Source organism: Bacillus sp. FDAARGOS_1420, from assembly GCF_019344915.1.
GTDB lineage: Bacteria > Bacillota > Bacilli > Bacillales > Bacillaceae_G > Bacillus_A > Bacillus_A mycoides.
The window spans coordinates 2,339,624-2,364,775 of record NZ_JAHWJB010000002.1; the positions used below are offsets into that span (position 1 = coordinate 2,339,624).

The following is a 25,152-nucleotide window of genomic DNA, read 5'->3' on the forward strand; positions in this document are numbered from 1 at the left end:
GAATATGTAAGTCGCGACCCTACCTTATATGAGTATGCTTTTCTATGTCACCTTATGCTCATCTAATATACCGTATTTCTTTTTAAATCTTGTGAGGATCGTAATCCATGACGTACTAAATAGCAGAAGGAAAATAACATTCGATATCGCATGACTAAGATCGAAAGAAAAACTTGCGACATAGTAAGCAATAACTGTTTCCCACGTTGCTTCCTGTATAAAACCAAGCAGACCCCAAAAATTCATAATCCAGCCAAATAGAAATCCAACGGCAAATCCGTACAACAGTCTTCCCCACAGTTTTTTCATTAAAAATGTATTACGTAATAGTCCAGCTATAAACCCGATCATACCCCAAGAGAACATTTGCCACGGAGTCCACGGACCTTGTCCTAAAAAAATATTAGATACAATGGCAGCCGTTGCCCCAATCATAAAGCCAGTTTCACTTCCAAAAACAATTGCAGAAACGATAATGACAAAAGAAGTCGGTTGTACACTTGGTAAAATAGAAAATGGTACCCGGCTAACCGCTGCAATCGCCGCTAACACAGCAACGATAACAATTTCACGTGAAACAAACGCCTTCCTTTCAAAACGAACATAGAAAGGTAACATAATGACAGCTAATAAAAACAAACTACTTACCATGTAATACCCGTCCATAATAAAAGTCGTAAAGAGTAGTGTACATATTACAACAGCAAAAATAAATATTATGAATGCAACATATCGTTTGGACACGCTTCGTACACATCCTCCCACGTTAATGCAAATGGCAACTCTCTACGGATGAATCGATTAATAGATGTTGTATAAAAGAAGTTACCACTAAAGAACTCTTTCGGTGCATCATTCATAATGACTTTCCCGTCAAATAACATCATGCACTGATCAACGTATTTCGCTGCAAACTCAATATCATGCGTTGCCATTACAATTGTTGTACCTTCTTTTTGCAACTGTTTAAATAGCTCTCCTACTCTTTCCTTTTTCCATGGATCTAATCCCTTTGTCGGCTCATCCAGTAATAATAAAGTCGGCTTTGATAATAACGTTGTACATAATGCGAGTAATTGTTGTTCCCCGCCGCTACAATCATGCGGATGACGTTCTTTAAGCGAATATAACCAAAACTGTTTTAGCATATTTTCTGCTATTTCTTTTCCTTGTTCTCCGTATAATTCACTTGCACGTTCATACACTTCTTCCCACACTGTATCAAGTGTAAAATGATAGTATGGGTGCTGCGATACATATCCTATACTTTTAAATCGTTCTTTCGAATCAATTTTATGTATCACTTTTCCACTCCACTTTACTTTCCCTCTTCTAGCTTTTTGTAATCCTGCTAAAATCGTTAACAGTGTAGACTTCCCGGTTCCGTTTTTCCCAACTAGAGCTGTCCATTTTCCTTTTTCGATGTTCACTGTTAAATCTCGTAAAATAAGGGGACTATTTTTCTCATATTGAAAAGATATATGTTCTGCACTTAAGATCACTTCTTGCTTTTCACACTGTTCTACTTGCCCATCCCTATATGATATCGCTGAAAAATCATTCATTTTCATTTGCGCTTCTCGCACTGTAAACGGAATATCTTCTACATTCCACTCTAAAAACAATCTTGGAATTTGCGGAATGAATGGACGAAACTTTTCTACTTCCCACATGTTCGCTATCACACTTTTAGAAGTACCATCATAAATGATTCTGCCATTATCCATACAAACAACGCGTGTTGCGAGCGGTATAACTTCATCTAAACGATGTTCACTTAAAATAATCGTAATTCCAAGTTCTTCATTAATACGTTTTAATAATCCTAAAAACTCTTTTGCAGCAATCGGATCTAGCTGCGCTGTCGGTTCATCCAGTAATAATAACTTCGGCTGCATGACTAATACTGCTGCTAAATTTACTAGTTGTTTTTGACCACCAGATAAAGTATGAACAGATTGATGTAACAAATCTTGAAATCCTAAAAAGCTAATGAGTTCCGCTATTCTTTTTTGAATAATATGTGATGGTAACCCAATATTTTCTAAAGAGAATGCTAATTCTTGAATAACTGTATCCATTACGAGCTGATTTTCTGGGTTTTGAAACACCATACCAATTTCTTGTGCAGATAATAAATCTGGTACTTCTTCTAATAAAGCACCATCATAATATGTATGTCCAGAACGCGTGCCAATTGGAAGTAACTCCTTTTTAAAATGTTTTAATAAAGTTGTCTTCCCAGAACCTGAACCGCCAGCAAGTACGATAAATTCTCCTTTTTGAACAGAAAGAGAAATATGCTGTAACGCTTCTTCATTTTCATCAGCATATATAAATGATAAATTTTTTATTTCTGCATGCGCCACCATATCCATTCCCTTCCTTCCATTACAATCGGTAAACTAATAAACATCATAAATAGGAAAAACATCATTCCATCATATTGCTGGAATAGTATTGATTCCACTTTCGGATAAATGATCAATTTCCCTCCGCCATAATAACTAAATATGAATGAGGCTATAAATAGAATACTTAAATAACTTAGCGTGTACCAATCGCGTCTTTCCATTCTATACCGAATATAAGTCGTATGTTTCGTTACACCAAATCCACGAGCTTGCATAGAATCCGCTGTTTGTAGTGCATCTTCTAACGAACAAACTAATAACACTTGCAGTAATTTCATTCCATTTTTTATACGCTCAATGAGTGAACCTGAATCTAATTGTACACCTTTCGTTTTTTGGATGAGTGTAATTTTCTTTAACCGCCTAATAAACAAAGGAACAAATCGCACTGTAATCATCGTTAGCAATGCAACTTTCGGTGAAATTCTTGAAAACAAATATAAAAATTTATGACTCGAAATAATATCGTTATAAGAAGCAAATGTAAACATAATTGCAACTAATAATAATCCCATAACAAGTCCATACATACAAGCCTCAAGCTTAATCCGGCTATCTCCTAAATAAAATAACGTAGTCGCTCCTCTATGTGTTAATAAAGAATTAAATAAAATAACCATCAAAAAGAATACGATAGTACTAGGTAGCATCTTTCTGATTTTCTCACCATTTCCCTGTACTATATTTAAGATTACTATTAGTATAATCGCTCCAATTAAAAAAAGAGGATGAAGACACATCATACATAGTATCATCACCCCAATATAATAGAAAAAATTAACAAAAGGATGTAAAGAAGAAAAGCTTATTTTCATAGTCCTTTACCGAAGATCCTTTCCTATTTTAATACAAACACCCACTCGATTGTATCGCCTGGTTTTACTTTAACTACACCAGCACTATAGTTTGGAAAAGCACCGTTCACACGATATTTCCAGCCACTAGTAGCAGTAATATCTTTCTCGTATAAATCATTAATACCTTTTACATAAATATCACCTTTAGAACCACTCGCATCAACATCTAATCCTGTGCCCGTGAGCACACTGTAAACTGTGTCCGTGAGCACACTGTAAACTGTGTCGCCTTCTTGTACATCAACCTTTTTCGCACCTAATAAGTACCCTTCATTTCCTTTTACGGAGATAGTAACTTGTTTTGCTTTAGGTACTGGCACTGGTACTACATCTGGTGGTGGTACCGGTGGTGGCGGAGCTGGTAGATTATTGTTCTCTTCTGGATTTTTCTTTTGCTCCTGCTTTGGTGTTTCTTTTGGCTGATTAACAACCTTTGCTTCTTCTTTTACTTCTGGCGCTTTCGGCGGCTGAGGTTTCTCTTCTTGTACTTTTTGTTCCGGTTGTTTATTTGCAGCAGGCTGTTCCTTTGGTTCCTCTTCTTTCTTTACTTCAGGCTGTTCCTGCGCTTTTTCTTCTTTCGGTTTCTCTTCTACTTTTTGTTCTTGTTTATCTTTCTGCTCTTCTTGTGGCTTTTGTTCCGGTTCAGCTTGCTTCTCTTCCAGTCTCGGTACATCTTTTTGTTCTTCCTGCTTCGCTACTTCTTTTTGCTCTTCTTGCTTCGGTTCTGCCTTCTTCTCAGGTTTTACAGCCGTTTCTTCACATCCGGCTAATAATCCCAATGAAAGAACTAAAGAAATGAACCATTTCATCTTACTCATGCTGTCCTCACCTTTCATAATAAAATTAGGAGCAAATGATTGCTCCTAATTTTTGTTAAGCTGCTTTACGTCTCCATAATACATATGCAGAAGCGATACATAATACACCCATACCTACTTGTGTTGCTGCACTATGAGAAGATGCTCCTGTTTGTGGTAATTGATTCTTATTCTTGTTTGTTTCTTTATTAACTCGTTCGTTATCTACAACAACTTTTAGATTTTCATCTTTTGGTTGTTTTTGTAACTCTTCTTGTTGTTTCGGCTGTTCTACAACTTCTTTTTCTTCTACAGTTGTCTCTGGCTCTACAATTGGTTTCGTATCAATTTCATTCTCTACTACATTTGACCAATCATAAATCGATTTCCCAAGATCTTTAAACTGAAGTAACGCTAAAAATGCTTGCTCTGTAGCCATTCCGCTACCTTTTTGATCACTCGGTAACCATTTGAACTCACCATTTGGAAGCTGGTATGACATTAAATTTTGTACTGCTTTATTAAGACGATCGTGATCTACATCTTTAACTAGCGATAGTCCAATAATTGCTTGTGCAGTACTATTAGAATTCTCTTGTCCATCAGCGGCAAAACCACCATTACCTAGCTGCTGCTTGTATAAATAATCAACAGCTTTTTGAATAGCTGGCTTTACATCTGCTTGATCTTGATAAGGAGCTAATGCTGCTAATACCATACTTGTTACATCAACGTTACTAGCACTTTCTTTACTACTTGAACTATCATATGTCCAGCCACCGTCTGTATGCTGCGCTTGTAAAAGTGCTTGTACTAAAGCAGCTCGATTCCATTTTGCTTCGGCCGGAATCTCATATTTCTTTGTATCTAATGCAAGTAATGTAAATGCGTATCCTGTAACGGAATTCACTTTATCTGATTCAAACAAATTTTGCACTAAATTTTGTCCCTCTACCTTTGTAGGATCAACATTCATTGCATTCATCATAATAATCGTTCTAGCTAAATCTGTTGCTGAAAAACGATTTAAACGCTTCTTAACCTTTTCAGCTACTGGCTTAACATAGTTTATTTTCGTTTCAAGCGGAACATTTACACCTGAACGAGCAAGTCCAATCGCAACCCAATCACTACCAATTCCATCTTGTAACATCTTTTCTGACGTTTTAGAAATCGCTTCGTTTAATTGTGCTGCTGGAATTTCGACTTTCTCTTGCTTTGGTTGTTCTGTTACTTTATCTTCTGGTTTTTCTGTTTTCGGTTCCTCTGGTTTACCATCTGGCTTTTCTGTTTTCGGTTCTTCTGGCTTACCATCTGGCTTTTCTGTTTTCGGTTCTTCTGGTTTACCATCTGGCTTTTCTGTTTTCGGTTCCTCTGGTTTACCATCTGGTTTTTCTGTTTTCGGTTCTTCTGGTTTTGGCTCTTCTACAGTTTTACAAGTGCCAAATTTATCTAACGTTTGTTGCAACGTTTGTTGACTCATATTGCTCCAGTCTGCAACGTAACGAAATGCAACAACATCCCCAGACTCTAATTTATAACTATCCGCACCAACTTCTGCAGATTTATCATTTACATCATACAACCAACCGCTCGTTGCTCCGGCCATTAATCCATCGATGCCCTTTATATACGTTCCAAATGACATACTTTCAGATGTTACTTTGTCACCCATAACTTTTTGTAGCAAACTAAAAGCTGTTTCTCCATCTTCAATGGAAACTTCTTTCGGACATAACATAATTCCTTTTTGTGATTCACCAATAATTGCAAGTTTCGCTGTCTTTCCTTCAGCAAACGCAATATGTACTGTATTCGCAAAAGAAACAAATACAAGTGCCACTGCCATTAATGATGTAAGCAGCCATTTCTTTAACATTGCCATCCCAAAATTCCCTCCCTTTACTAACATTCACACAAAAAAAGACCCTTTAAGGGTATGCGGTTGACACTCTCTTTTTGTAAGTGTCGAACAAAAATGTACAACACCTCCTACCCGCATTATTCGCGGCTATATTTGTATAGGAAAAATAATTTCGTTTATGAACGCACCATTGTGATAACATTCACTTTTCTAGGCAAAATTTACTCCCTTTTCAAGTTATCCCGCTATTCGCCGAGCAGTAAGACCCCCACCTCAAATTCAGCGAAAGCAAAGAAGTTAGCTGGGGATCAACTGCCCGTAAATGCCCGATTGGTGAAGGCTAATAATCAGTGGGGATGAACAAAATCCCCACTGATTAAAGTTTCACTTTATCGTAAATCGATAAACCTATACATTCTGTAATTTTTAAATTCTGTATTATTTTACTATTGACAAAGAATTTTGTCCATGCTTTATCGGATTTATTTTCTAAGAATAATAGCTTAATAGCCTTCCATTATTAGAAGTCATCCCTCACTATGTAAGCTTTTATCACTAACAATAATTCCATCTTCATCTACATAAACATATTCATTCGGTTTCCATTCAACTTCACCAAATTGCACCGGAATATTTCTTTCTCCTTTTCCTTCTTTTACACTTCTATTTGGCATTGTCCCTAACGCTACAATACCAATATTAATATTTTTTAATTCACTAGAATCACGAACATACCCATTTACAATAATTCCTGCTAAGTTTCTCTCTTCCGCAATAGCTGCCAAATTATCACCGAGTAACGCACAATTTTTAGAAGCTCCGCCATCAACAACTAATACTGTACCTTCCGGCAGTGTTTGTAACCCCTCTTTTACTAGTACATTATCATCCTTCACTTTTACCGTTGCGATTTTCCCATAGAATTGTTTTTTCTTCCCGAAAGACCGAAAAGACTGGCGACATATTTGTAATTCCTTTTCAAATTCATCACATAGATCCGTAGTTTTCCACATCTCTTTCCCTCTTTTCTTTTCCTTTTATATTACATATTCTTGGATTTTTTTCGTTTCCCTGTCTAATGCTGCAAGAATTTGTATGTGCAGAAAAAGGATAGAAAAACTATTGCCTTAAGGAGCCACCTTTATTATAATCTATTCCACAGATAAATTTCAGAATATTAAAAATTAACCAGGTGAAAAAGGAGGGGTTTTATGCAATTACAGACCGAGGCAAAAAAACAGCCTAGTAAACGAAAGTTTAAAATGCCTGACGCGTACGTACTACTATTTTTTATTGCTTTACTTTGTGCAATAGCTACATATTTCGTTCCTGCTGGAGAATTTAAAAGAGTCACAAACGGTACTGTTACAACGACAATACCAGGAAGTTATCATTCTGTTCCACAATCGCCGGTAGGGTTTGTTTCTTTTTTTACCGCTATTGAAAAAGGGATGACACTTGCTGCTCCTATCATCTTCTTAATTTTATTTACAGGTGGAGCCATTGCAATTCTTGAAAAAACAGGTGCTCTTGACGGTTTAATCTATCATGTAATTAACAAATTTCGGAATCAGCAATTACTTTTCATTTGTATTGTCGCCGCACTCTTTTCTATTCTCGGAACGACTGGTATTATCGTGAACTCAGTTATCGGCTTTATCCCCATCGGCATCATCGTTGCACGCACATTAAAATGGGACGCTATCGTCGGCGTAGCAATTATTTATTTAGGCACTTATGCTGGTTTTAATGCTACTATTTTATCTCCCTCACCTTTAGGCATTTCACAAAAAATCGCAGAACTCCCGATGTTTTCAGGAATTGGTTTACGTACGGCAATTTATATCTCTTTTTTAATTGCTACCATTTTGTATATTAATTGGTATGTAAAACGCTTAAAAAAATCGAATAAAGGAAGCATACTCGGAGATAACTGGTTTCCAAGTAATGCTCTTTCAAGTGAGAAAGAAACAGAGAAAACAGAAGTTCCTTGGACAATACGTCATAAATTAATTTTACTCGTTTCAGCTTTATCATTAATTGCATTTTTAATAGGCGCTTTTCGTCTACATTGGACGGACGCAGAAATGACCGCTACTTTTATATTCATAGCAATTACAGCGGGAATAATAGGTGGTATGAAAGCAAACGATATCGCTTCTACTTTTCTAGCAGGCTGCCAAAATCTCATATACGGTGCTTTGATCGTCGGAATGGCTCGTTGTATTTCAGTCATTTTAGAACAAGGCAAATTACTTGATACAATCGTTAATCAACTCGCACAGTCTCTCGAAGGACATAGCCCTGTATTTGGCGTTCTCGGCATGTATGTAAGTAGTGCCGCATTACATTTCCTCATTTCATCCGGGACAGGAGAATCTGTTATTTTCATTCCGATATTAGCTCCATTAGCCGATTTCATGCATATTACACGCCAAGTTACAGTACAGGCTGTTATGCTTGGAGAAGGTGTAGTGAACTGCCTCAATCCAACTTCCGGTGTTTTAATGGGCGTTCTCGCAGCGAGCGGCATTTCTTATGGAAAATGGATTCGCTTCATGGCTCCACTTGCATTCATTTGGTTTATCATTGGACTTATTTTTCTTATTGTTGGCGTGAATATTGAGTGGGGACCGTATTAAAAGACTCATATTATACTTAACTTAATAAAATATCTATTCTATTCTCCAACCCTATAAAAATCACTTATTCTAGTATAGATATAAACAGGGATTGATCATAGTGATCAATCCCTTCTCTCAAAGCAAAATACCTTTCAATATTTTAATTCCAAATTTTATTTACCCATTCTGGATGATCAATAAAAGGATTACGATTATGTTGATATTTCGTAAAAATCACTTCATTACGCTTTCGCTCTAAATCATCTACCGGGTCTTGTTCATTCCATTTTAGTAAAACGGATAGTTTACCCATGTACGGATCTTTATTGTTATTCACCTTTTCATTTAATTCTAAGTCTATTTCGCCGTTGTCTCCTTCATAACGAACAGCCATGTAAAATAGCATTCTAGCGATATCTCCTTTTACACTATCACGAGGTTCCCAAGAATCACTATCGTACTTACATTCTGTCGCTTCTGAATGATTCACACCACCATTATCAAAATCCAGATTCCCACGTGAGCTATTTACAGATACATCCGTCGCTCTTAAATGATGCAAATCTGTTCCAGCTCCTGCAGTCGTTCCAAAATCACCGTGAGATTTTGCCCAAACATGCTCTCGGTTCCAATTATCAACTCCTGAACCATTCGTAAGTTTCCCTTGCGAACGCCCAGTATATAAAAGTAGCACATTGTTTTTATTATTTGGATCTTCATCAGTATCTCTTAGTGCTTCCCAAACCGCACTGTATGATAACTTTGTATGATCATCAATAATATTATGAAGTTCCTTCTTTAATTCTAAACCCATTTTTCCTATTGCATTATTATAATATGTATCGTCATAGCTTTTTACAATAATCTCTTGTGGTGATGCAGAAGCTACTTCACCGTGTATGATATCTGTGAATGATAGAGATGCAGTACCTAAAATAAAAAATGAAGATAGTGTAACCATAGCGAGCTTTGTATTTCGAAACTTCATATACCCATTTCCCCTTTAAAATATAATTTGAAGCTATTAACTAAAAAATGCTTTCTAACCCCCAAAAACTTTTAGAAAGCCATACCCATCCTTTTCTTTTTATTTAATACAAAACTCTATTGATTCTGTATTATTCCCACACTTTTTGTTTATCTACTTTTCACAAGGAATATCCTTCTCTAGTAAAGATTATTAAAATATTCTTTACAATTAAAAAGTAGTTTAATGTTAACTTATAAATTTCAATTTTTTTATGCAATCATGCATATTTGATAAATCGTTCGACTTTTCTTTTTTCTATAACAGTCTTTATTTTTTGGTGTAAAACCCTTCTTCCTCTGAAAAATAAGTACAAAAATAGATTGGATACCATGTAAGGCACCAATCTATTTTAATTAAAGAAACTTTGGTAATTCTGAGTTCACAACACATTGTGCAGTAATGATAACATTTTTATATTGAGACAGAACTACTACTATTTATTTGGTATCGAATCTATATACTTTTTAACTACTTCATATACATATTCTTGATTTGCCGCTGCTGTATTTGGATTGTATTTTCCGCCGTTTGTTTTATTGTTAGATAATACGCGAATCCCTAAAAATGGTACGTCATAAGCTTTTGCGATTTGCGCTGCTGCTGCACCTTCCATTTCTTCTACAGATGTACCGTATTTTGTATGGAACCATTTAATTCTATCAACTTCATTATTCCAAACGTCTGCTGAACCTATAGTACCTTCCACTACTTTACCTTTTGTATATTTATCTTTCACTGCATTAGCTGCTGCAAGTAAATCCTTATCTCCCTCATAGTATCGGATTTTCTCAGCATTTGGATCTTCTCCTGCACTTCCTTCAGAAGCCATTAAGTCCATAGATATCCATTTTTCCGGTTCAATCCCTTGGTTCTCATCCATATTTGTTGTTTTTAATGACCCTATATTCGCGACTTGTTTTCCTAAAACAATATCAAATACGTTTAAATTAGGATCATGTCCACCTGATGTTCCTTGGTTAATAATCGCTATAGGCTTATATTTTTCAATAGCCACTGCTGTAGCGGCTGCTGTATTTTCCATTCCTTTACCTGTTTTCGCAACGATTACAGGATAATTGTCTACAGTTCCTTTATAAAATACGAAACTCCCCGATTTTTCTTCTTTCACATTTTTTAACCTTTTTGCAAATTTTTCAGCTTCTATTGGCATTGGGCCTTGAATTAAAATAGGGTTTTGATTGCTTTTTGCCTCAGCTACTTGTTTTGGACTAGCATTACATCCTGCAAGTATTGCGAATGACAATGCGATAGTAGTTGCTAGGGCACCATATTTTTTTAACGGGTTTTTCTTCATAAATAATCTCCTCTTTCTCTTGTTGTTTCATATACTCGGAGTTTTAGTCCAAAGAAAAAAGTTCTAGAAATTGTAGAAGAATCTCTACTTTCTAGAACTACGGTAGTCAAAGTTAATTAAGCAAAAGATGAGGCCATTGCTAAATTATAGATCGGTAGCGGCTCAATACAGAAAGCGACCGAATACTTTAACCCGTAGTCCAGTTCTTTCATTGGGAACTAGGTAGAAACGCTCGGACCATATTACCGAGTATATACGAGTGATGTTATTTAAAATTATTATATTGGTAATATAACAAACTATTAGTGTATACGCAATCTAAAAGTGAACATTTTTAATAAAAATAATAAGAATGTTCGTTTTTGCAACTTAAATAGTTAAGATTTATCATTCCTAAATGGAAAACGACGATAAAAAACTTATTACCCATATACTAAACTAGATTAACCTACAACAACCGATCTTTTACGGACAATTACTCTCCCTTCCAACTTCCTCAACTTCGCCTAATATTGAGCTGAGAGTCTTACTGCCCGCATATTGCGAAGTAAAATTCGTATCCATCCAATTCACAATAATTTCTTCCAGCTTCGGATGAAGCGGCTTATCTGCACCTTCCGCATAAATCTTTTTAAATTCTAACGCTTTAAAATCACCTTCAAAATATTTTAAGGTATGATCCATATTTTTTATTACATGTACTTCGGAATCACCTTTAACATAATCACCAATTCGCTTCGCTTTTTCAGGATCTGTCTGAAAGTCTTTATCACCAGCAATTGCTAGTACTGGACATTTTACTTTCATTAAATCTTTATAAATGTCATGCTGAAAATGCTCTCTAAGCCATTTTGCATTCATTGGCTTAAAACCAATTTTAACAATATCTTTTTTGGAGTTTATCATTTTCTCTGTTGCTTTTTGCGCCTGCTTTTCTCCCCGTTTCTCAATATTGAGAAGACGCATTAACTTTCCTTTTATTCCTTTTTGCTCTTTTAACTCTTTATAAATAATCTCTCTTTGTCTTTTAGTAGCTTCTTTTAACGATTCCGCAGCTCCTGTAAGAAGTATGAGCCCATTAACTGGTGTTCTTGCGTTTACTACTGTCGCTAACATACACCCTTCACTATGACCAGCTAAAATGATATTTTCCGGATCAACAAATGGTTGCTCTTTCAAATACGCAATAACAGCTTCTATATCGGATACTAAATCCCACATCCCAGCTTTCATAAATTCACCCCTACTTGCTCCAACACCACGTTTATCAAAACGTAATGTAACTACTCCGAGGTTTGTAATTAGATGTGCCAAGTCTTTATACATATTCCCTTTCATATTCAGTGGCACTATCGTTCCATCACGATCAACTTCTCCAGATCCAGCGATAATGACAACAGCAGCATACTTCCCGTCAGCTTTTGGCTTTGTAATCGTACCGCACAAAGTAAATTCACTATTTATCGCTACTTCATATTCATCAAAAGTCATTATATTTATCCTCCCTCTATTCTTTTATATCCAATTTAAACTTCAAACTCGCTATTATATTTTTGTACTCTCTTACATCTTTCATCGATGCGAAAATCGGGTTCTCTGCAATACCTTGTAGCATGCTTCGCTTTATAATATCCTCATTTCTAACCGTTTTAGCGCCAAGCGGAAATTCTGCAAACCATCCATCAATCGCATCAAAATATGAATCGCCGTGTAAATGCAGACTATTTACTGTGAAGCTATCCGTACAAACAGCTGCATATTTCCGTAGCATTTCTAATGAACCTTCAAAATTTTCTTGCATGCAATATACTTGTGCAGCAGCATAGTATACTTTTAAAGTCATATTAGGATGTAGTTTTTCTATTTCATACATGTCTATTAACATGAAAGCTCTATTTAAAATTACCTCTACCTTTTCAGCGTTTGAGGCATTTACTACTACATAATTCGGTATTGTCGCAACGAGTTGTATTAAATGTTGATACATACTAATTTGCATCATTTCATTCGCCTTCTCAGTATTTCCAAGCATTTGATACGCCTTCGCGATTAGATCTTCCTCTGGAAAGTTCGGACGTATCGTTTCGCCAAGTAATTGAAGCACCTCATTTGGTCTATTGAGTATAAGATAGCAAGTTGCTTGAAACGATACCGCCTCTTTCACAAGAGAAACATCTTCACTTTCTTCCTGCACTCGGCTAAAGAGATACATTGCCTCTTCTAAAATTTCAGTTCTTTTATCCGTATCCTCTGTTAACATATGGTGGTTAATAAAAAGTAGCCCCATTTGAAGTAATAATGGAAAACAAGAATAATATTTTTTAATCATTTCTCTGCACTCCATCATTACTTCATCAAACGGTTCTTCACTAAAAGCTTCCGCTAGTCTATGATATAAATTTTTAATATCTTCCTGTTCCATTTGTGGTGTATAACAGATTAATTCATCTATACTTATGTTAAAGTACGATGCTAACAGTGGTAAAAATGTAATATCCGGATAACTCTGCCCCGTCTCCCATTTGGAAACAGATGCCTTCGTAATACCGATATACGCCGCTAACTCTTCCTGTGTAATTCCCTTTTCTTTTCTCTTATCCGCAATGATTTTATGAATATGAATCTCTCTCACTGTATCACCTCATACTTTTATTATATGTACTATATTCTATACAGAATATGGATTTAGAGTCGACTTTCGTTAACAAAATCAACTGTTAGGAAACATCTCTCTAAAATAAAAGAAGCTCCAAATTTTATTATATTTAGGTCATAGATATTAAACTTAATAAAGTGAAACTTTAATCAGTGGGGGTTTTGTTCATCCCACACTGATTATTAGCCTTCACCAATCGGGCTTTTACGGGCAGTTGATCCCCCACCTAACTTCTTTAATTCCGCTGAATTTTGAGGTGGGGGTCTTACTGCCCGTTAATGCGGGATAAAACCAAAGGCAGGAACATATTTAATATGTTCCTGCCTTTTTATTGTGGGGTACCGATACATAGCCATCTAGCTAAGATTTTGAAGTACTTCAAAATCAAAAATTTCATCTCACCACAGTTTTCTATGAGAATCCAGTGAACAGCTTATTTACATAATTTTCGATTATCGGAATTCAATGTATCTAAAAATTTATAAAAATGCTTTCCAGATCGCTTAGCTGGAGGGCATTCTTTGTTCACATGATTCTCGATATAAGAAATGAATAAATAAGATCTACTTAACATTAGCTCCCGTTATCAGTAATTGGATAACTACTTAAAACCGAAAAGGAATTTGCCAATTTTTTTGCAAAACTTAATGGTGGTTCAACAGATTGGATATGAATATACATAATCAATGGTTTCATATATAACCAATGATTATGTAAGGCGCTAACAATAATCCCTTGTTGAACAATTGATTGTATAAACAAAGGAATTTCTTCTTGTAAAATAGCGATTTCTCCAAAGTTCAACGCATTGCCACTTTGATCTAACGATTCAAAAGATAGCCCAACCGGTATCACCGAGGTGCTTGGTCGTCCTTGAACAAACACTTTAATATTACGACGCAAGGAGACAGAACAAACACCCTGATTTATGTTGCTTTTTCCATTAAGAATTTTAGCAAATTGCTCACAAAGGAAATTAAGGTTGTTCATAAATCTGATGCCCCTTTCTTATCAGATAAAAGTTACTTCATAAGTATTAATACTTATGAAGTAACTTTTATATAAGTAATTCAAGAAATTCCCATAAAGAAAAGACACTCTAAGGTGCCTTCCTCCGATTTGAACCACTTTACTTTTAATAATATGTATTAGACATTAAGTAAACACGTCCTATAAAACAGAATTATTTATTTTTACCAGATTATTAGTGTACAAATACAAGAGAATCGAGATCGTTTGTTTGGCTAGATTAAAGCAACCCACATCTATATGGTTGAGATGTGTTACGCCTTCTAATCGGAGAATCTGCTTTATAGAACGTGTCCACAAGTTATACTTTACTACATGTAATATTTATTTAGTGTAATTTTACCAAATATGTATAATTGCATTAAGCTTACGAGAAAAAGAGAGTATACTTTGGTATTGTGTAATAAAGATAAAGCCCACCTACGGAAATAGGTAGGCTTTTCTAATAGTTTTTTAGCAGAAGCAAGCCGCTCCAACGATGATTAATAAAATAAACAATACAACTAGTAATGCAAATCCTCCAGCAAAGCCGCAGCCTCCGCCACAACTACCACCAAAACCCATAATAGTTCCTCCTTTAGATTGGAGGGTAAAACATAGGGTCACTCATGTATTTTAACGGATTCAAATTACTTTATGATTTTACGCATGAATTGAGCAGGTCCTTTTGAAAATAAAGAAAAGACAGCCTAGGGTGCCTTCCTCCAACTTGAACCACTTTAATTTTAATAAGGGGTACCGCCACATCACTATCAAGCTAAGATTTTAAAGTACCCCCTAAATGGAATTTTTTTATAGCACCGAAGTTCATCTTTATGATTTTTGGGGAAGAATGTGCTTCTTAACTTGATACCGCAAAAAAACAAACAGGAATGACTATTAAGTCATTCCTGTTCCTTAAAGAAACATTCTATGGTACTAGCAACTGCCTTGAATGCTTCACCTTGGACACTAGAAATTGATAATCCTCCAATTATATTTTTCTACTGTGAATTTACACTATCCCAGTTATCATCCCAATTTCCAGTAATATGCTTATAAGCTTTAAAAGGTTTATCATGACTTGGTGAAACATATTTTAAAGCATCTATCAACTCTACAAACTCCAAAATACTTCAGGCCCTTCTTTTAGAACTGGAGTTACCTCTTCGTTGCGAGATAAAACTTCCATTTAGGTGGTGCTATTAAATTTTAAAAGCTAAAACAAGCATAACCCCGTTCTAAATTTAGGACGGGGTTAAAATATAGTTGTTTAATTTCCAATATAAGATACTTCACTGTACTCAAAAATGTAACAATCTAAGGTTTATTCAGGCGCCCGATTGCGGAAAATCAAGAAAATGAATATGATTGCTGCTTATAGATTGTTGAGCTAACGCACCCGTTACTTTAAGTGAATTGATTCAAAATCTCACCGGTAATTTACTCGAAAAATCTGGATTAACTTAATAAAAAAAAGGACTCCCTTTTTGGGAATCCAATTCATTCAGTGTCACTTTGGTTAAAGTCTAATCTTCTCGGTTCGCAACACTGTCATTAGCCTCATCGGCACCTTCGCCGACTTTGTTACCCATCGCTCCTCCTGCAACAGCTCCTGCAACGGTACCAAGTGGACCAAGAACAGAACCCAAAGCAGCTCCTGCAACAGCACCGACACCAGTTCCTACCGCTTCACCAGCATCATTATCAACACGGTTACGTTCGTTTTTATCAGCCACTCATCTCACTCCTTATTTAGAATAGGCAAGTGCATTCCAGCACAATACCTTACATATTTTGACCTATAAGGACAGATTTATTCAAAGTGTTAGAATCCTGAGGATTTAGCAAACCGGCGCTTTACATAGCGATGATCTTGTTCTATGTAATTATTGAAATGTTTGATTGTAGAATGAGTAGTACTTTTATAAAAGTCATTCACCTTTAATTTTTTGAGTGAACAATGAAGAAATGAACTGTTATATTCATGACCCTAACTATATTTCGAGAATAAAACCAGTGATTAATGCAGACTTACAAAATTCAAAGCAAGTAACATCCTCTGACGTCAATCAATTATCTATAAAAGAAAAAATGAAAGAAAAGGTTGCAAAAATGTTTGAGTATTATTTGTAAAGACAAAGTATTTTTATATTAGGGATAGTTTCACATTGCCATCAAGATAAGAAATGCAAATACCCCATATCCATCAAGCTAACAAGGACGAGTTACCCCAAAACGATAAAAACGATCAACATGCATCAAAAAAAACACGCTAAGCAAAAATACAATGAGCTGTCCATATGGACAGCTCATTTACATAATTTTCGAAAGTGGAAGTTATTTTTCTTAAATAATAATATATTTTTCTTGAAAATTAGAAGTAAAGCCTCCTACGTGAACATCTATAATATTATTAAAATCAGTTGATACATTTACAATAATCTCTGAAGGCTGATCCATTACATATCCTTGCTCAAAAGTGAAGGTATTATGTTTTTTTAAATTTTTATTTTGTTTTATTAAATAACATGCTAGTGCTGCATTTGATGTACCAGTGGCACTTTCTTCTGGAACATTAAACAAAGGTGCAAAGTTTCTGCAATGAGCTGTAGAATTATATAGTGTTTCCAGTGTAAATACATGATAACCAATTACATTATATTTCTTACTTATTTCAGCAATCCTCTTCATATCAGGAATAATCTTTAACAGGTCTGAAAGTTTTCTGACAGGTATAATAATATCATGTAAACCTGTAGATACGATTTGAATAGGCATATCAGGTATTAGTTGTTTTTCATCTAGATTTAAAGATTCAATAATTTCTTTACAAGGAAGTGTTGTAAGGAAATCAGGGAGATTTTGTTGTAAAGATATCATTTTATTTTCGTCAATTTTTACGTTAAGCATCCCCGCTTTAGTCTTTATTGTATACACTTTTGAATTTATTTCTTTCATTTGGGCTAATAAGGAAAAAGTGGCAATTGTAGCATGTCCACATATGGCAACTTCTTCATTTGGTGTAAAATATCTAATTTCGTAATCAGAATTTACAGAAGGAAGTACAAATGCAGTTTCGGAGAAATTTAGTTTGTTTGCAATAGCTTGCATATCTTTTGTTGTAAGATCCTTTGTGTCTAAAACAACCCCAGCTGGATTCCCACCTTTTGTATTTTTAGTGAAGGCGTTTAACATATATGTTTTAATCTTCAATCCAATCACTTCTTTCTCTTTTTCCCCAGTATATCATGTTGTAGATATAAAAAGTGACATGTATATTCCATACATCTCTAGTTAACATAACATCCTATTATCGGGACTCAATGTATTTAGAAAACTATTAAAAGTCCTTCAGATTGTTTAACTGGAGGACTTAAGTGATTTTGAGTTGCAAGAGGTTTTATCTTTTCTCACTGATTTTAAGTCTTTTTACATTTATGAAAAATGCGCTTCCAATTGTGAATATAACGGAAGAGATATACATTGTTATCCCTGAGTATTTATTATCAAACATTGTAATATTAAGTAAATTAATGAACATCATCAATATAAGTGATATGTACAATCCATTAATATATTTCACTTATGCCTCCCCCTTTACTTTACTTTTTTTCGGAAACCCCTATGTGATAAATAGTGGTTTCTAAAGGTATTATTTAGAATGTCCTTTTCCCTATTTTACCATTTGAGAGAGTTGATATGTTGTTTGTTTTCGGTTGAATATTGTATACATACTCGGTTAACATGACGTCTCATTATCGGTAGCAAGGAAAAAGGAGAACCCTGCTCTCACAAGGGAACCTTCTTTTTTAGTTCTATGAATCTATACATTTTTTTATACATTCCTATCCTGGCATGGTTTTAGGGCTCTTGTTTGTTACTAGATTAGCCAAAAAACTTTATAAAATCTTGCATGTTCTTAGCGTGGGGGTTTTTCCAAAATACTGGCATCCCCCAATATGTGCTTTCTTATGGGTATTTCTTAAACCCTCATTAAAACACTCTCCCGTCCTTTGTCTATCTTTAAGAGTAACATCTGCTTGTTTATTTAAAGTCCTTGCAACGAGGCATTGTACTCCTCCTAAAGCCAAACAAATGATTATAATTACACATCCATATTATACTAATTAAACTGAAAATTCAATCTCTTTTCGTTTCATTCATTATGTAAATAAAAAAGGATAATCCGCCCTCATAATCGACTAATTATCCTATAAATCTTTATCTAAATTTAATAAAATTAGAACTTCTTTTCCTATGTATACTTATTTCGTTATTTCACCAAACTGCGCTCTCGTCACTTTCGCCAAGTCATCAACTTTTAGCTCAATTTGCACGCCAATTTTCCCGCCGCTTACAATGATCGTTTCAAGCGATTGAGCACTCGCATCAATACATGTAGAAAATAACTTCTTCATTCCTACTGGTGAACAACCGCCGCGAATATACCCTGAAACTTTCGTAATATCTTTAACAGGAATCATTTCTATCTTCTTTTCACCGACCGCCTTTGCGGCTGCTTTTAAATTTAGTTCCTCATCTACTGGGATAATGAACACATGATAATCCTTACTATTCCCTTGAGCGACAAGTGTTTTATATACTTCTCTCACTTCTCTACCAATTTTCCCAGCAACTGATACGCCATCAATTTTCCCATCGTCCGGATCATATGACATCATCGAATATTCAATTTTTTCTTTATCTAATATTCGCATCGCATTAGTTTTATCTTTTTTCATAGCGGTCTCCTTAAAAGGTTATTTCATATTATTAAGTTTTATTATATTATACACCCTTTTCCATTCCTCCTACATAACTTCACGTATATTTCAAAACTAAAAATATTGATAATTCAAAAATCATCTGATATAATTTGAAAAAACTTATGTTAAGGAGAGATTTGTAATGCGAACTTTTAATACTTCTTTCCAACTTCATCATCATACGTAACGCCGTGTATCCGAAGAAAAATTTTTCTTCGTGGGTACAGGGCTATTCCTGTTGACCCACGAAGCGTTCATAAAGCTATGTGGGTATTTTTATACCCGCATAGCTTTTTTTAATTTAAAAGAGGAGTGATTATAGTGGAAATGAAAAATGTAAAAGGAACAAAAGACTATTTACCAGAGGAACAAGTATTACGGAATAAAATTAAAAGAGCTTGTGAAGATACGTTTGAACGTTATGGCTGTAAACCGTTAGAGACACCAACGTTAAATATGTATGAGCTTATGTCTTACAAGTACGGTGGTGGCGATGAAATTTTAAAAGAAATATATACACTTAAGGATCAAGGAAAACGCGACCTTGCCTTACGTTACGATTTAACAATTCCATTCGCAAAAGTCGTGGCGATGAATCCGAACATCCGCCTACCCTTTAAACGCTATGAAATTGGGAAAGTATTTCGAGATGGGCCAATTAAACAAGGAAGATTCCGTGAGTTCATTCAATGTGACGTTGATATAGTGGGTGTAGAATCAGTCATGGCGGAAGCTGAACTCATGAGCATGGCGTTTGAGCTGTTCCGAACGTTAAACTTAGAAGTAACGATCCAATATAATAACCGAAAATTGTTAAACGGTATTCTCCAGTCTATTAACATCCCTACTGAACTAACGAGTGACGTAATTTTATCATTAGATAAAATCGAAAAGATTGGGATTGATGGCGTACGAAAAGATGTATTGGAGCGCGGGATTACTGTAGAAATGGCCGATACAATATGTAATACTGTTTTATCTTGCCTAAAGCTCCCTACAGCCGACTTTAAAGACACTTTCAATAATACACTTGTCGCCGATGGAGTAGAAGAACTACAACAACTACAGCAATACTTACTCGCTCTCAGAATAAATGAAAATACGATATTCAATCCGTTTTTAGCAAGAGGACTCACAATGTATACAGGCACTGTGTATGAAATCTTTCTAAAAGATGGCACGATTACATCTAGCATCGGTAGCGGTGGTCGATACGATAATATTATCGGAGCATTCCGTGGTGATAATATGAACTATCCAACAGTCGGTATTTCATTCGGATTAGATGTCATTTATACATCTCTATCACAGAAAGCAACAACATCATCTACAGCAGATCTTTTTATCATCCCACTCGGGACAGAATTACAATGTTTACAAATTGCCCAGCAATTGCGCTCTACTACTTCCTTAAAAGTCGAACTTGAACTAGCCGGACGTAAATTGAAACGTGCCCTTAATTATGCAAATAAAGAAAATATCCCGTATGTGCTAATAATTGGTGAAGAGGAACTATCTACAGAAACAGTTGTATTGCGTAATATGAAGGAAGGTACTGAAGTGAAGATTCCCCTCTCTTCCTTGGAAAATAACACATTTAATAACTATATATAATAAGCGCCACCCTCATTTGGGTGGTTTTTCTAGTGCACAAATAAAGAACTATTCAGTTTACATAATATTATTATAAGATTCTATAAGTAGGAATCACAAAAACATATCCATTCACCACTATATTTGGTAACATATTCATACGTACATATTATTTAGGAGGAATTAACTTTGAGGGCAGTCGTAAAAGTATTGAAGTGGACTACAGGTATCTCCCACCTTTTATTAATTCCTTGTTATTTATTTCAAGGACTAGTTGACTTATACGGGATACCACTACTTATAGTAATTACTTTACATATCATTACAATTTTATTAGCTAAAAAGGAAGGCATGAAAACCTATGCTAATTATATAGGAATCCTCACTATTCTAGTTGCTTTCTTTCCCTATATACAAATCGCTATACATATTATAGCGTCGATTTTCCTTCTATTAGATGCGGCTTCCGTGAACACAAAAGAATTTTATGATTAAAACAGAAATTAGAGAAATATTTTTCAACCATATAAAAAAAAGAGGGCAAATATGCATCTCCCTCTTTTTGTCTAACTCTTTTTATTATTATTCTTGTTCTTGCTCGTCCATAATCTTCTCGAACGCCGCAGATACTTTTTCAAATTCCTCGTCATTCTCTATGTATGAGAATTCATTATCTTCTTCTATTTTTAAAAAGAAGATATCAATGTCTTCCTCAGTTTCTGTTTGAATGTCTTCTACAAAGGCAACCGCAATGTATTCTGCACCTTCGACATCCATCGCTCCAAGCACTTCAACTTCCTGTTCTTCATTATTCTCATCGGTAAGACTAAAAATTTCGCCTACTTCAATTGCTTCCATATTCATTCTCCTCCTATCATACTCTAAAAAATAAAACGTTCAAATTGCACACTTACTAACATATCTTTCCATAAAAAAGTTGAATTCATACAGAAAGAACAACAAATTCTTGCTGATTCAGCAAAAGTATTCAACTATAAGGATATCATTTATGAATAGGAATGAACATATTTTAAATGAGATAATTGGATTAATTAATTTAAAATCCTTCTTTAGATTTCCGAAAGACCTCCATGTCCCATAACGATTCTTTCATATAGGCAGCTGGAATGCCACCTTTCAATCTGTAAGTAAATACTAAAATAGCACCTCCTATCCTGATTCCTTTCCGTACGTTTTTAGGATGAGAGATAAATCCTTCTATATAAACTAAAGAGACTTATGCAGCAATTCCAATACATCTTTCATCGCAAAAGGCCCATCTTTTTTCACATGCTCAGCGAATTCCGAAACGAGACGTAACGTTTTCACACTTTCGATTGGATGCTCCCCTGACGCACTTTCAGCAGAAAGCATAACAGCATTCGTCCCGTCCAATACAGCTTGAAATACATCTGTCACCTCAGCTCTTGTAGGAATAGAATGATCTACCATAGATTGAAGCATTTGTGTCGCTGTAATGACATATGTATTCGTTCGATTGCACTCACGAATCATCATTTTTTGTAACAGTGGAATAAATTGATACGGCAATTCCACACCTAAATCTCCCCTTGCAATCATAATGCCATCCGCTTCTTTGCATATGTCTTGAAAATTCTCGATTGCTTCCATCGTTTCTATTTTTGCAATTAAATTTGGGGAAGTTTCTTTATGTTCATGTATAAAACTTCGTATTTCCTTTATATGACTAGGTTTTCGAACGAAAGAACACGCAATAAAATCAACTTCCTCTTCTAAAAGAAATTGAATATCTTTTTTATCTTTCTCCGTAATAGCTGGTAAACTAACAATTGCACCTGGTAAGTTTACCCCTTTATGAGAGGCAATATTTCCACCGGTTTTTATTCTCGTTTCTATTTTTTCCGTACTTACCTTTTCAACGATTAACTCAACTTCTCCATCATTAATAAGAATTCTACTTCCAACTTTCACGTCATTCGCAATCCCCACATAATCAACACTTGCTTCTTCTTTATTCCCTTCAACTGGATGGGTATGTAAAATAAATAACTCCCCTGCTTCAAGTGTAATTTGTTCCTCTTTCATTTCACCCAATCTTATTTTAGGACCTTGTACATCCCCTAGAATTTTAATAGAATCGTCTAACGATTTCACTAAACGAATGATGTCTTTATGACTTTCATGCGTTCCATGTGATAAATTCAACCGAACAATTTTCATACCATTGTTTATTAACTGCGCTAATGTTTCTTCATTATTACTCGCTGGCCCAATTGTACAAACTCGATCAATTGTCATGTTCCCACCATCCTTTTTTAAATGTTTCCCCTAAAATAAAAAGAAGATTCTTTTTATAAGAAAGACCGTACAACTAAGGGTGCACAGAGGTTTTATATGAGGAGAAGCGATTGCTGAGTAAGTAGCTTAAATTTAACTTTTTGACTCCATAGTTATTGTTAGTTTCGTTGCAATAGGGTACTACTAATAATAAATCTTGTTTACATACGAACGTTAGATTTGGATATCGAAAACGACCTATGGGGGAACCACAATGACTACTCTTCGAAAAAAAATAATGGGACTAACATTAGCGGGAACGGTAGCACTATTTACATTAGCAGCAGGAAGCATAATGAACGATAACGAGGTAAAAGCTGAGGTAAAAAAAGCAGGAAAGCAACCTAAAAATGTAATTTTCATGGTTATAGATGGGACAAGTTCTTCCGCTACAACATTAGCTCGGTGGTACAAAGGTTCACCTCTTGCACTAGATCAAATTGTATCCGGAGGTGTTCGTACGTATTCGGCAGAATCAGCTATTACGGACTCTGCACCAGCAGCCACAGCTTTAGCGACAGGAAATAAATCAAATTCAGGCTACGTGGGCGTATTACCTTCTGTTGTGAACTCACCTGGCTTAGAACCCATTAAAGAAGAATGCAAGTTTCGTCCAGTTGCCAACGTCTTAGAAGGCGCTAAACGTTCCGGCCGCGCGACAGGAATCATTGCTACATCAGAAATTCAACATGCTACTCCGGCTAGTTTCTCTGCCCACCATGCTAACCGCAAGAATTTTGAAGTGCTTGGTGAACAGCAAGTTTATCAAAATATAGAAGTTGTATTAGGTGGTGGCAAGGCGGCACTTCAGCCTACGACAAGCAACGGAATTCGTAAAGACAACGAAGATTTAGTAAAAGTGATTCAAGACAAAGGCTACGACTTTGTCGAAACAAAAGATACGTTATTAAACTCCAAATCAAATAAAATCTGGGGTGCTTTCTCTAATACTGCCCTTGCGTTCGATATGGATCGTAGAATAACCAATCCTAATCAGCCAACTCTTTCCCAGATGACGAGAAAAGCCATTCAAACATTATCAAAAGATAAAGATGGTTTCTTCTTATTCGTAGAAGGCAGTAAGGCAGATTGGGCAGCACATGCAAATGACCCAATCGGGATGATTAGCGATATATTGGCGTTTGATGATGCGGTTACAGAAGCATTAGAATTTGCGAAAAAAGACGGTGACACTATGGTCATTGCTTTAGCGGATCATGGTAATAGCGGTATTTCCATTGGCAACAGCAATACTACAAAAGGATATGATACCACCCCAGTATCAGCTTACATTGCTCCACTGAAAAAGGCGAAAATGACACTTGAGGGTGCTACAAATAAACTAAAAGATGATTTATCTAATATAAAAGAGGTCGCTGCTCTTTACGGTTTAGACGACCTAACTGAGGATGAAAGAGAAAAGTTAAACGCTGCACATAAGAAAGCTGATGTAGGTCCAATCCTTACTAAATTATTGGCCAACCGTGCGAACATCGGTTTTACAACTGGTGGTCATACGGGTGAAGATGTATTCTTATACTCTTACGGTCCTCAAAAGCCATACGGTTTAGTCCAAAATACAGACGTTGCGAAAATAATGGCCAAAGCAATGGGCTTTCAATTAGGAGAATTATCTAAGAAATTATTCTTAGATGCTGAAACATCCTTTAAACAAATTGGTGCAACTGTAACGATTGACAAAAAAGATGTACGAAACCCGGTGCTTGTAGTAAAACGCAATAATACGGCGGCCAAATTGTTTGTTAATAAAAATATTATCTGTATCGGTGAAAAAGATTATGAATTAGGAAGTGTTGTTGTAGAAAGCAACGGGAAATTCTATGTACCTGAAAAAGCAATTCAACTATTCACAAAGCATTCTCGCTAAATTTAAAAACAGACAAAA

Annotated in this window: 22 protein-coding genes, 3 pseudogenes and 1 riboswitch; of the genes and pseudogenes, 5 read left to right on the top strand and 20 right to left on the bottom strand. The window is 35.4% G+C overall.

Annotated features, from left to right (window positions below):
* Positions 1-42: 42 nt before the first annotated feature.
* From I6L50_RS22260 to rraA, 6 genes are all read right to left on the bottom strand, one after another.
* Positions 43-744 carry an ECF transporter S component gene (locus I6L50_RS22260; protein WP_002084445.1) on the bottom strand — a complete coding sequence of 234 codons (702 nt, stop codon included), beginning with the start codon at positions 742-744 and terminating at the stop codon, positions 43-45.
* Complete coding sequence (locus I6L50_RS22265; protein ID WP_219303140.1) at positions 717-2,378, bottom strand: ABC transporter ATP-binding protein; 1,662 nt, start codon at positions 2,376-2,378, stop codon at positions 717-719. The genes I6L50_RS22260 and I6L50_RS22265 overlap by 28 nt, the downstream gene beginning before the upstream one ends.
* Entirely contained in the window at positions 2,351-3,229 is an 879-nt protein-coding gene (locus I6L50_RS22270; protein WP_219303141.1) for an energy-coupling factor transporter transmembrane component T, read from the bottom strand. The genes I6L50_RS22265 and I6L50_RS22270 overlap by 28 nt, the downstream gene beginning before the upstream one ends.
* A gap of 23 nt (positions 3,230-3,252) precedes the next feature.
* Positions 3,253-4,089 (bottom strand): DUF4430 domain-containing protein, encoded by an 837-nt coding sequence (locus tag I6L50_RS22275; RefSeq protein WP_219303142.1) that lies wholly within the window; start codon positions 4,087-4,089, stop codon positions 3,253-3,255.
* A 55-nt stretch (positions 4,090-4,144) separates the two neighbouring features.
* Positions 4,145-5,953: a DUF4430 domain-containing protein gene (locus I6L50_RS22280; RefSeq protein WP_219303143.1), complete on the bottom strand. Its 1,809-nt coding sequence runs from the start codon at positions 5,951-5,953 to the stop codon at positions 4,145-4,147.
* A gap of 506 nt (positions 5,954-6,459) precedes the next feature.
* Complete coding sequence (rraA, locus tag I6L50_RS22285) at positions 6,460-6,945, bottom strand: ribonuclease E activity regulator RraA (protein WP_002013954.1); 486 nt, start codon at positions 6,943-6,945, stop codon at positions 6,460-6,462.
* Between the two features lie 198 nt (positions 6,946-7,143).
* Between rraA and I6L50_RS22290 the strand changes: the two genes are divergently transcribed.
* A complete protein-coding gene (locus tag I6L50_RS22290) occupies positions 7,144-8,574 on the top strand; it encodes a YfcC family protein (protein WP_002013955.1) in 1,431 nt (476 codons plus the stop codon).
* A 142-nt stretch (positions 8,575-8,716) separates the two neighbouring features.
* On the opposite strand, the gene I6L50_RS22295 is transcribed toward I6L50_RS22290, so the two are convergent.
* From I6L50_RS22295 to I6L50_RS22330, 9 genes and pseudogenes are all read right to left on the bottom strand, one after another.
* A complete protein-coding gene (locus I6L50_RS22295; protein ID WP_219303144.1) occupies positions 8,717-9,544 on the bottom strand; it encodes an endonuclease I family protein in 828 nt (275 codons plus the stop codon).
* 475 nt (positions 9,545-10,019) lie between these two features.
* Positions 10,020-10,901 (bottom strand): 5'-methylthioadenosine/S-adenosylhomocysteine nucleosidase, encoded by an 882-nt coding sequence (locus tag I6L50_RS22300; protein WP_219303145.1) that lies wholly within the window; start codon positions 10,899-10,901, stop codon positions 10,020-10,022.
* Positions 10,902-11,076: 175 nt separating this feature from the next.
* Positions 11,077-11,180, bottom strand: a riboswitch (purine riboswitch).
* A gap of 186 nt (positions 11,181-11,366) precedes the next feature.
* Positions 11,367-12,392, bottom strand: coding sequence for an alpha/beta hydrolase family protein (locus tag I6L50_RS22305; RefSeq protein ID WP_219303146.1), 1,026 nt, complete (start codon positions 12,390-12,392; stop codon positions 11,367-11,369).
* A gap of 16 nt (positions 12,393-12,408) precedes the next feature.
* The gene (locus tag I6L50_RS22310; RefSeq protein ID WP_219303147.1) at positions 12,409-13,533 is read right to left on the bottom strand and encodes a helix-turn-helix domain-containing protein; all 1,125 of its coding nucleotides are present in this window, start codon (positions 13,531-13,533) and stop codon (positions 12,409-12,411) included.
* Positions 13,534-14,130: 597 nt separating this feature from the next.
* Complete coding sequence (locus I6L50_RS22315) at positions 14,131-14,547, bottom strand: DUF1259 domain-containing protein (RefSeq protein WP_001061492.1); 417 nt, start codon at positions 14,545-14,547, stop codon at positions 14,131-14,133.
* Positions 14,548-15,039: 492 nt separating this feature from the next.
* Complete coding sequence (locus I6L50_RS22320) at positions 15,040-15,150, bottom strand: YjcZ family sporulation protein (protein ID WP_000505679.1); 111 nt, start codon at positions 15,148-15,150, stop codon at positions 15,040-15,042.
* Between the two features lie 320 nt (positions 15,151-15,470).
* A pseudogene (locus tag I6L50_RS35700) lies at positions 15,471-15,680 on the bottom strand (hypothetical protein).
* A gap of 414 nt (positions 15,681-16,094) precedes the next feature.
* Positions 16,095-16,304 carry a glycine zipper domain-containing protein gene (locus tag I6L50_RS22325; protein WP_000764044.1) on the bottom strand — a complete coding sequence of 70 codons (210 nt, stop codon included), beginning with the start codon at positions 16,302-16,304 and terminating at the stop codon, positions 16,095-16,097.
* A gap of 92 nt (positions 16,305-16,396) precedes the next feature.
* Positions 16,397-16,534: pseudogene (locus tag I6L50_RS22330) on the bottom strand (IS6 family transposase); the annotation flags it as partial.
* Here I6L50_RS22330 and I6L50_RS22335 point away from each other — a divergent pair.
* A pseudogene (locus I6L50_RS22335) lies at positions 16,528-16,701 on the top strand (cardiolipin synthase); the annotation flags it as partial. The pseudogenes I6L50_RS22330 and I6L50_RS22335 sit on opposite strands and share 7 nt — an antisense overlap.
* A gap of 213 nt (positions 16,702-16,914) precedes the next feature.
* Here I6L50_RS22335 and I6L50_RS22340 read toward each other — a convergent pair.
* The 3 genes from I6L50_RS22340 to ybaK form a co-directional block, all read right to left on the bottom strand.
* On the bottom strand, positions 16,915-17,781 hold the full coding sequence (locus tag I6L50_RS22340; protein ID WP_219303148.1) for a PhzF family phenazine biosynthesis protein: 867 nt from the start codon (positions 17,779-17,781) through the stop codon (positions 16,915-16,917).
* 187 nt (positions 17,782-17,968) lie between these two features.
* Positions 17,969-18,151: a hypothetical protein gene (locus I6L50_RS22345; RefSeq protein WP_219303149.1), complete on the bottom strand. Its 183-nt coding sequence runs from the start codon at positions 18,149-18,151 to the stop codon at positions 17,969-17,971.
* A gap of 682 nt (positions 18,152-18,833) precedes the next feature.
* On the bottom strand, positions 18,834-19,310 hold the full coding sequence (gene ybaK, locus I6L50_RS22350; protein WP_002142510.1) for a Cys-tRNA(Pro) deacylase: 477 nt from the start codon (positions 19,308-19,310) through the stop codon (positions 18,834-18,836).
* A 342-nt stretch (positions 19,311-19,652) separates the two neighbouring features.
* On the opposite strand from ybaK, the gene I6L50_RS22355 reads away from it, so the two are divergent.
* Both I6L50_RS22355 and I6L50_RS22360 read left to right on the top strand, forming a co-directional pair.
* Positions 19,653-20,948 carry a histidine--tRNA ligase gene (locus tag I6L50_RS22355; protein ID WP_374108428.1) on the top strand — a complete coding sequence of 432 codons (1,296 nt, stop codon included), beginning with the start codon at positions 19,653-19,655 and terminating at the stop codon, positions 20,946-20,948.
* A 168-nt stretch (positions 20,949-21,116) separates the two neighbouring features.
* Complete coding sequence (locus tag I6L50_RS22360) at positions 21,117-21,422, top strand: hypothetical protein (RefSeq protein ID WP_219303151.1); 306 nt, start codon at positions 21,117-21,119, stop codon at positions 21,420-21,422.
* Between the two features lie 87 nt (positions 21,423-21,509).
* Here I6L50_RS22360 and I6L50_RS22365 read toward each other — a convergent pair whose 3' ends face one another.
* Positions 21,510-21,791 carry a DUF1292 domain-containing protein gene (locus I6L50_RS22365; protein WP_003190466.1) on the bottom strand — a complete coding sequence of 94 codons (282 nt, stop codon included), beginning with the start codon at positions 21,789-21,791 and terminating at the stop codon, positions 21,510-21,512.
* Between the two features lie 363 nt (positions 21,792-22,154).
* A complete protein-coding gene (locus I6L50_RS22370; RefSeq protein WP_219303152.1) occupies positions 22,155-23,207 on the bottom strand; it encodes a pyruvate kinase in 1,053 nt (350 codons plus the stop codon).
* Between the two features lie 253 nt (positions 23,208-23,460).
* Here I6L50_RS22370 and I6L50_RS22375 point away from each other — a divergent pair, with 253 nt between their 5' ends.
* A complete protein-coding gene (locus tag I6L50_RS22375) occupies positions 23,461-25,134 on the top strand; it encodes an alkaline phosphatase (protein WP_219303153.1) in 1,674 nt (557 codons plus the stop codon).
* Positions 25,135-25,152: the final 18 nt, after the last annotated feature.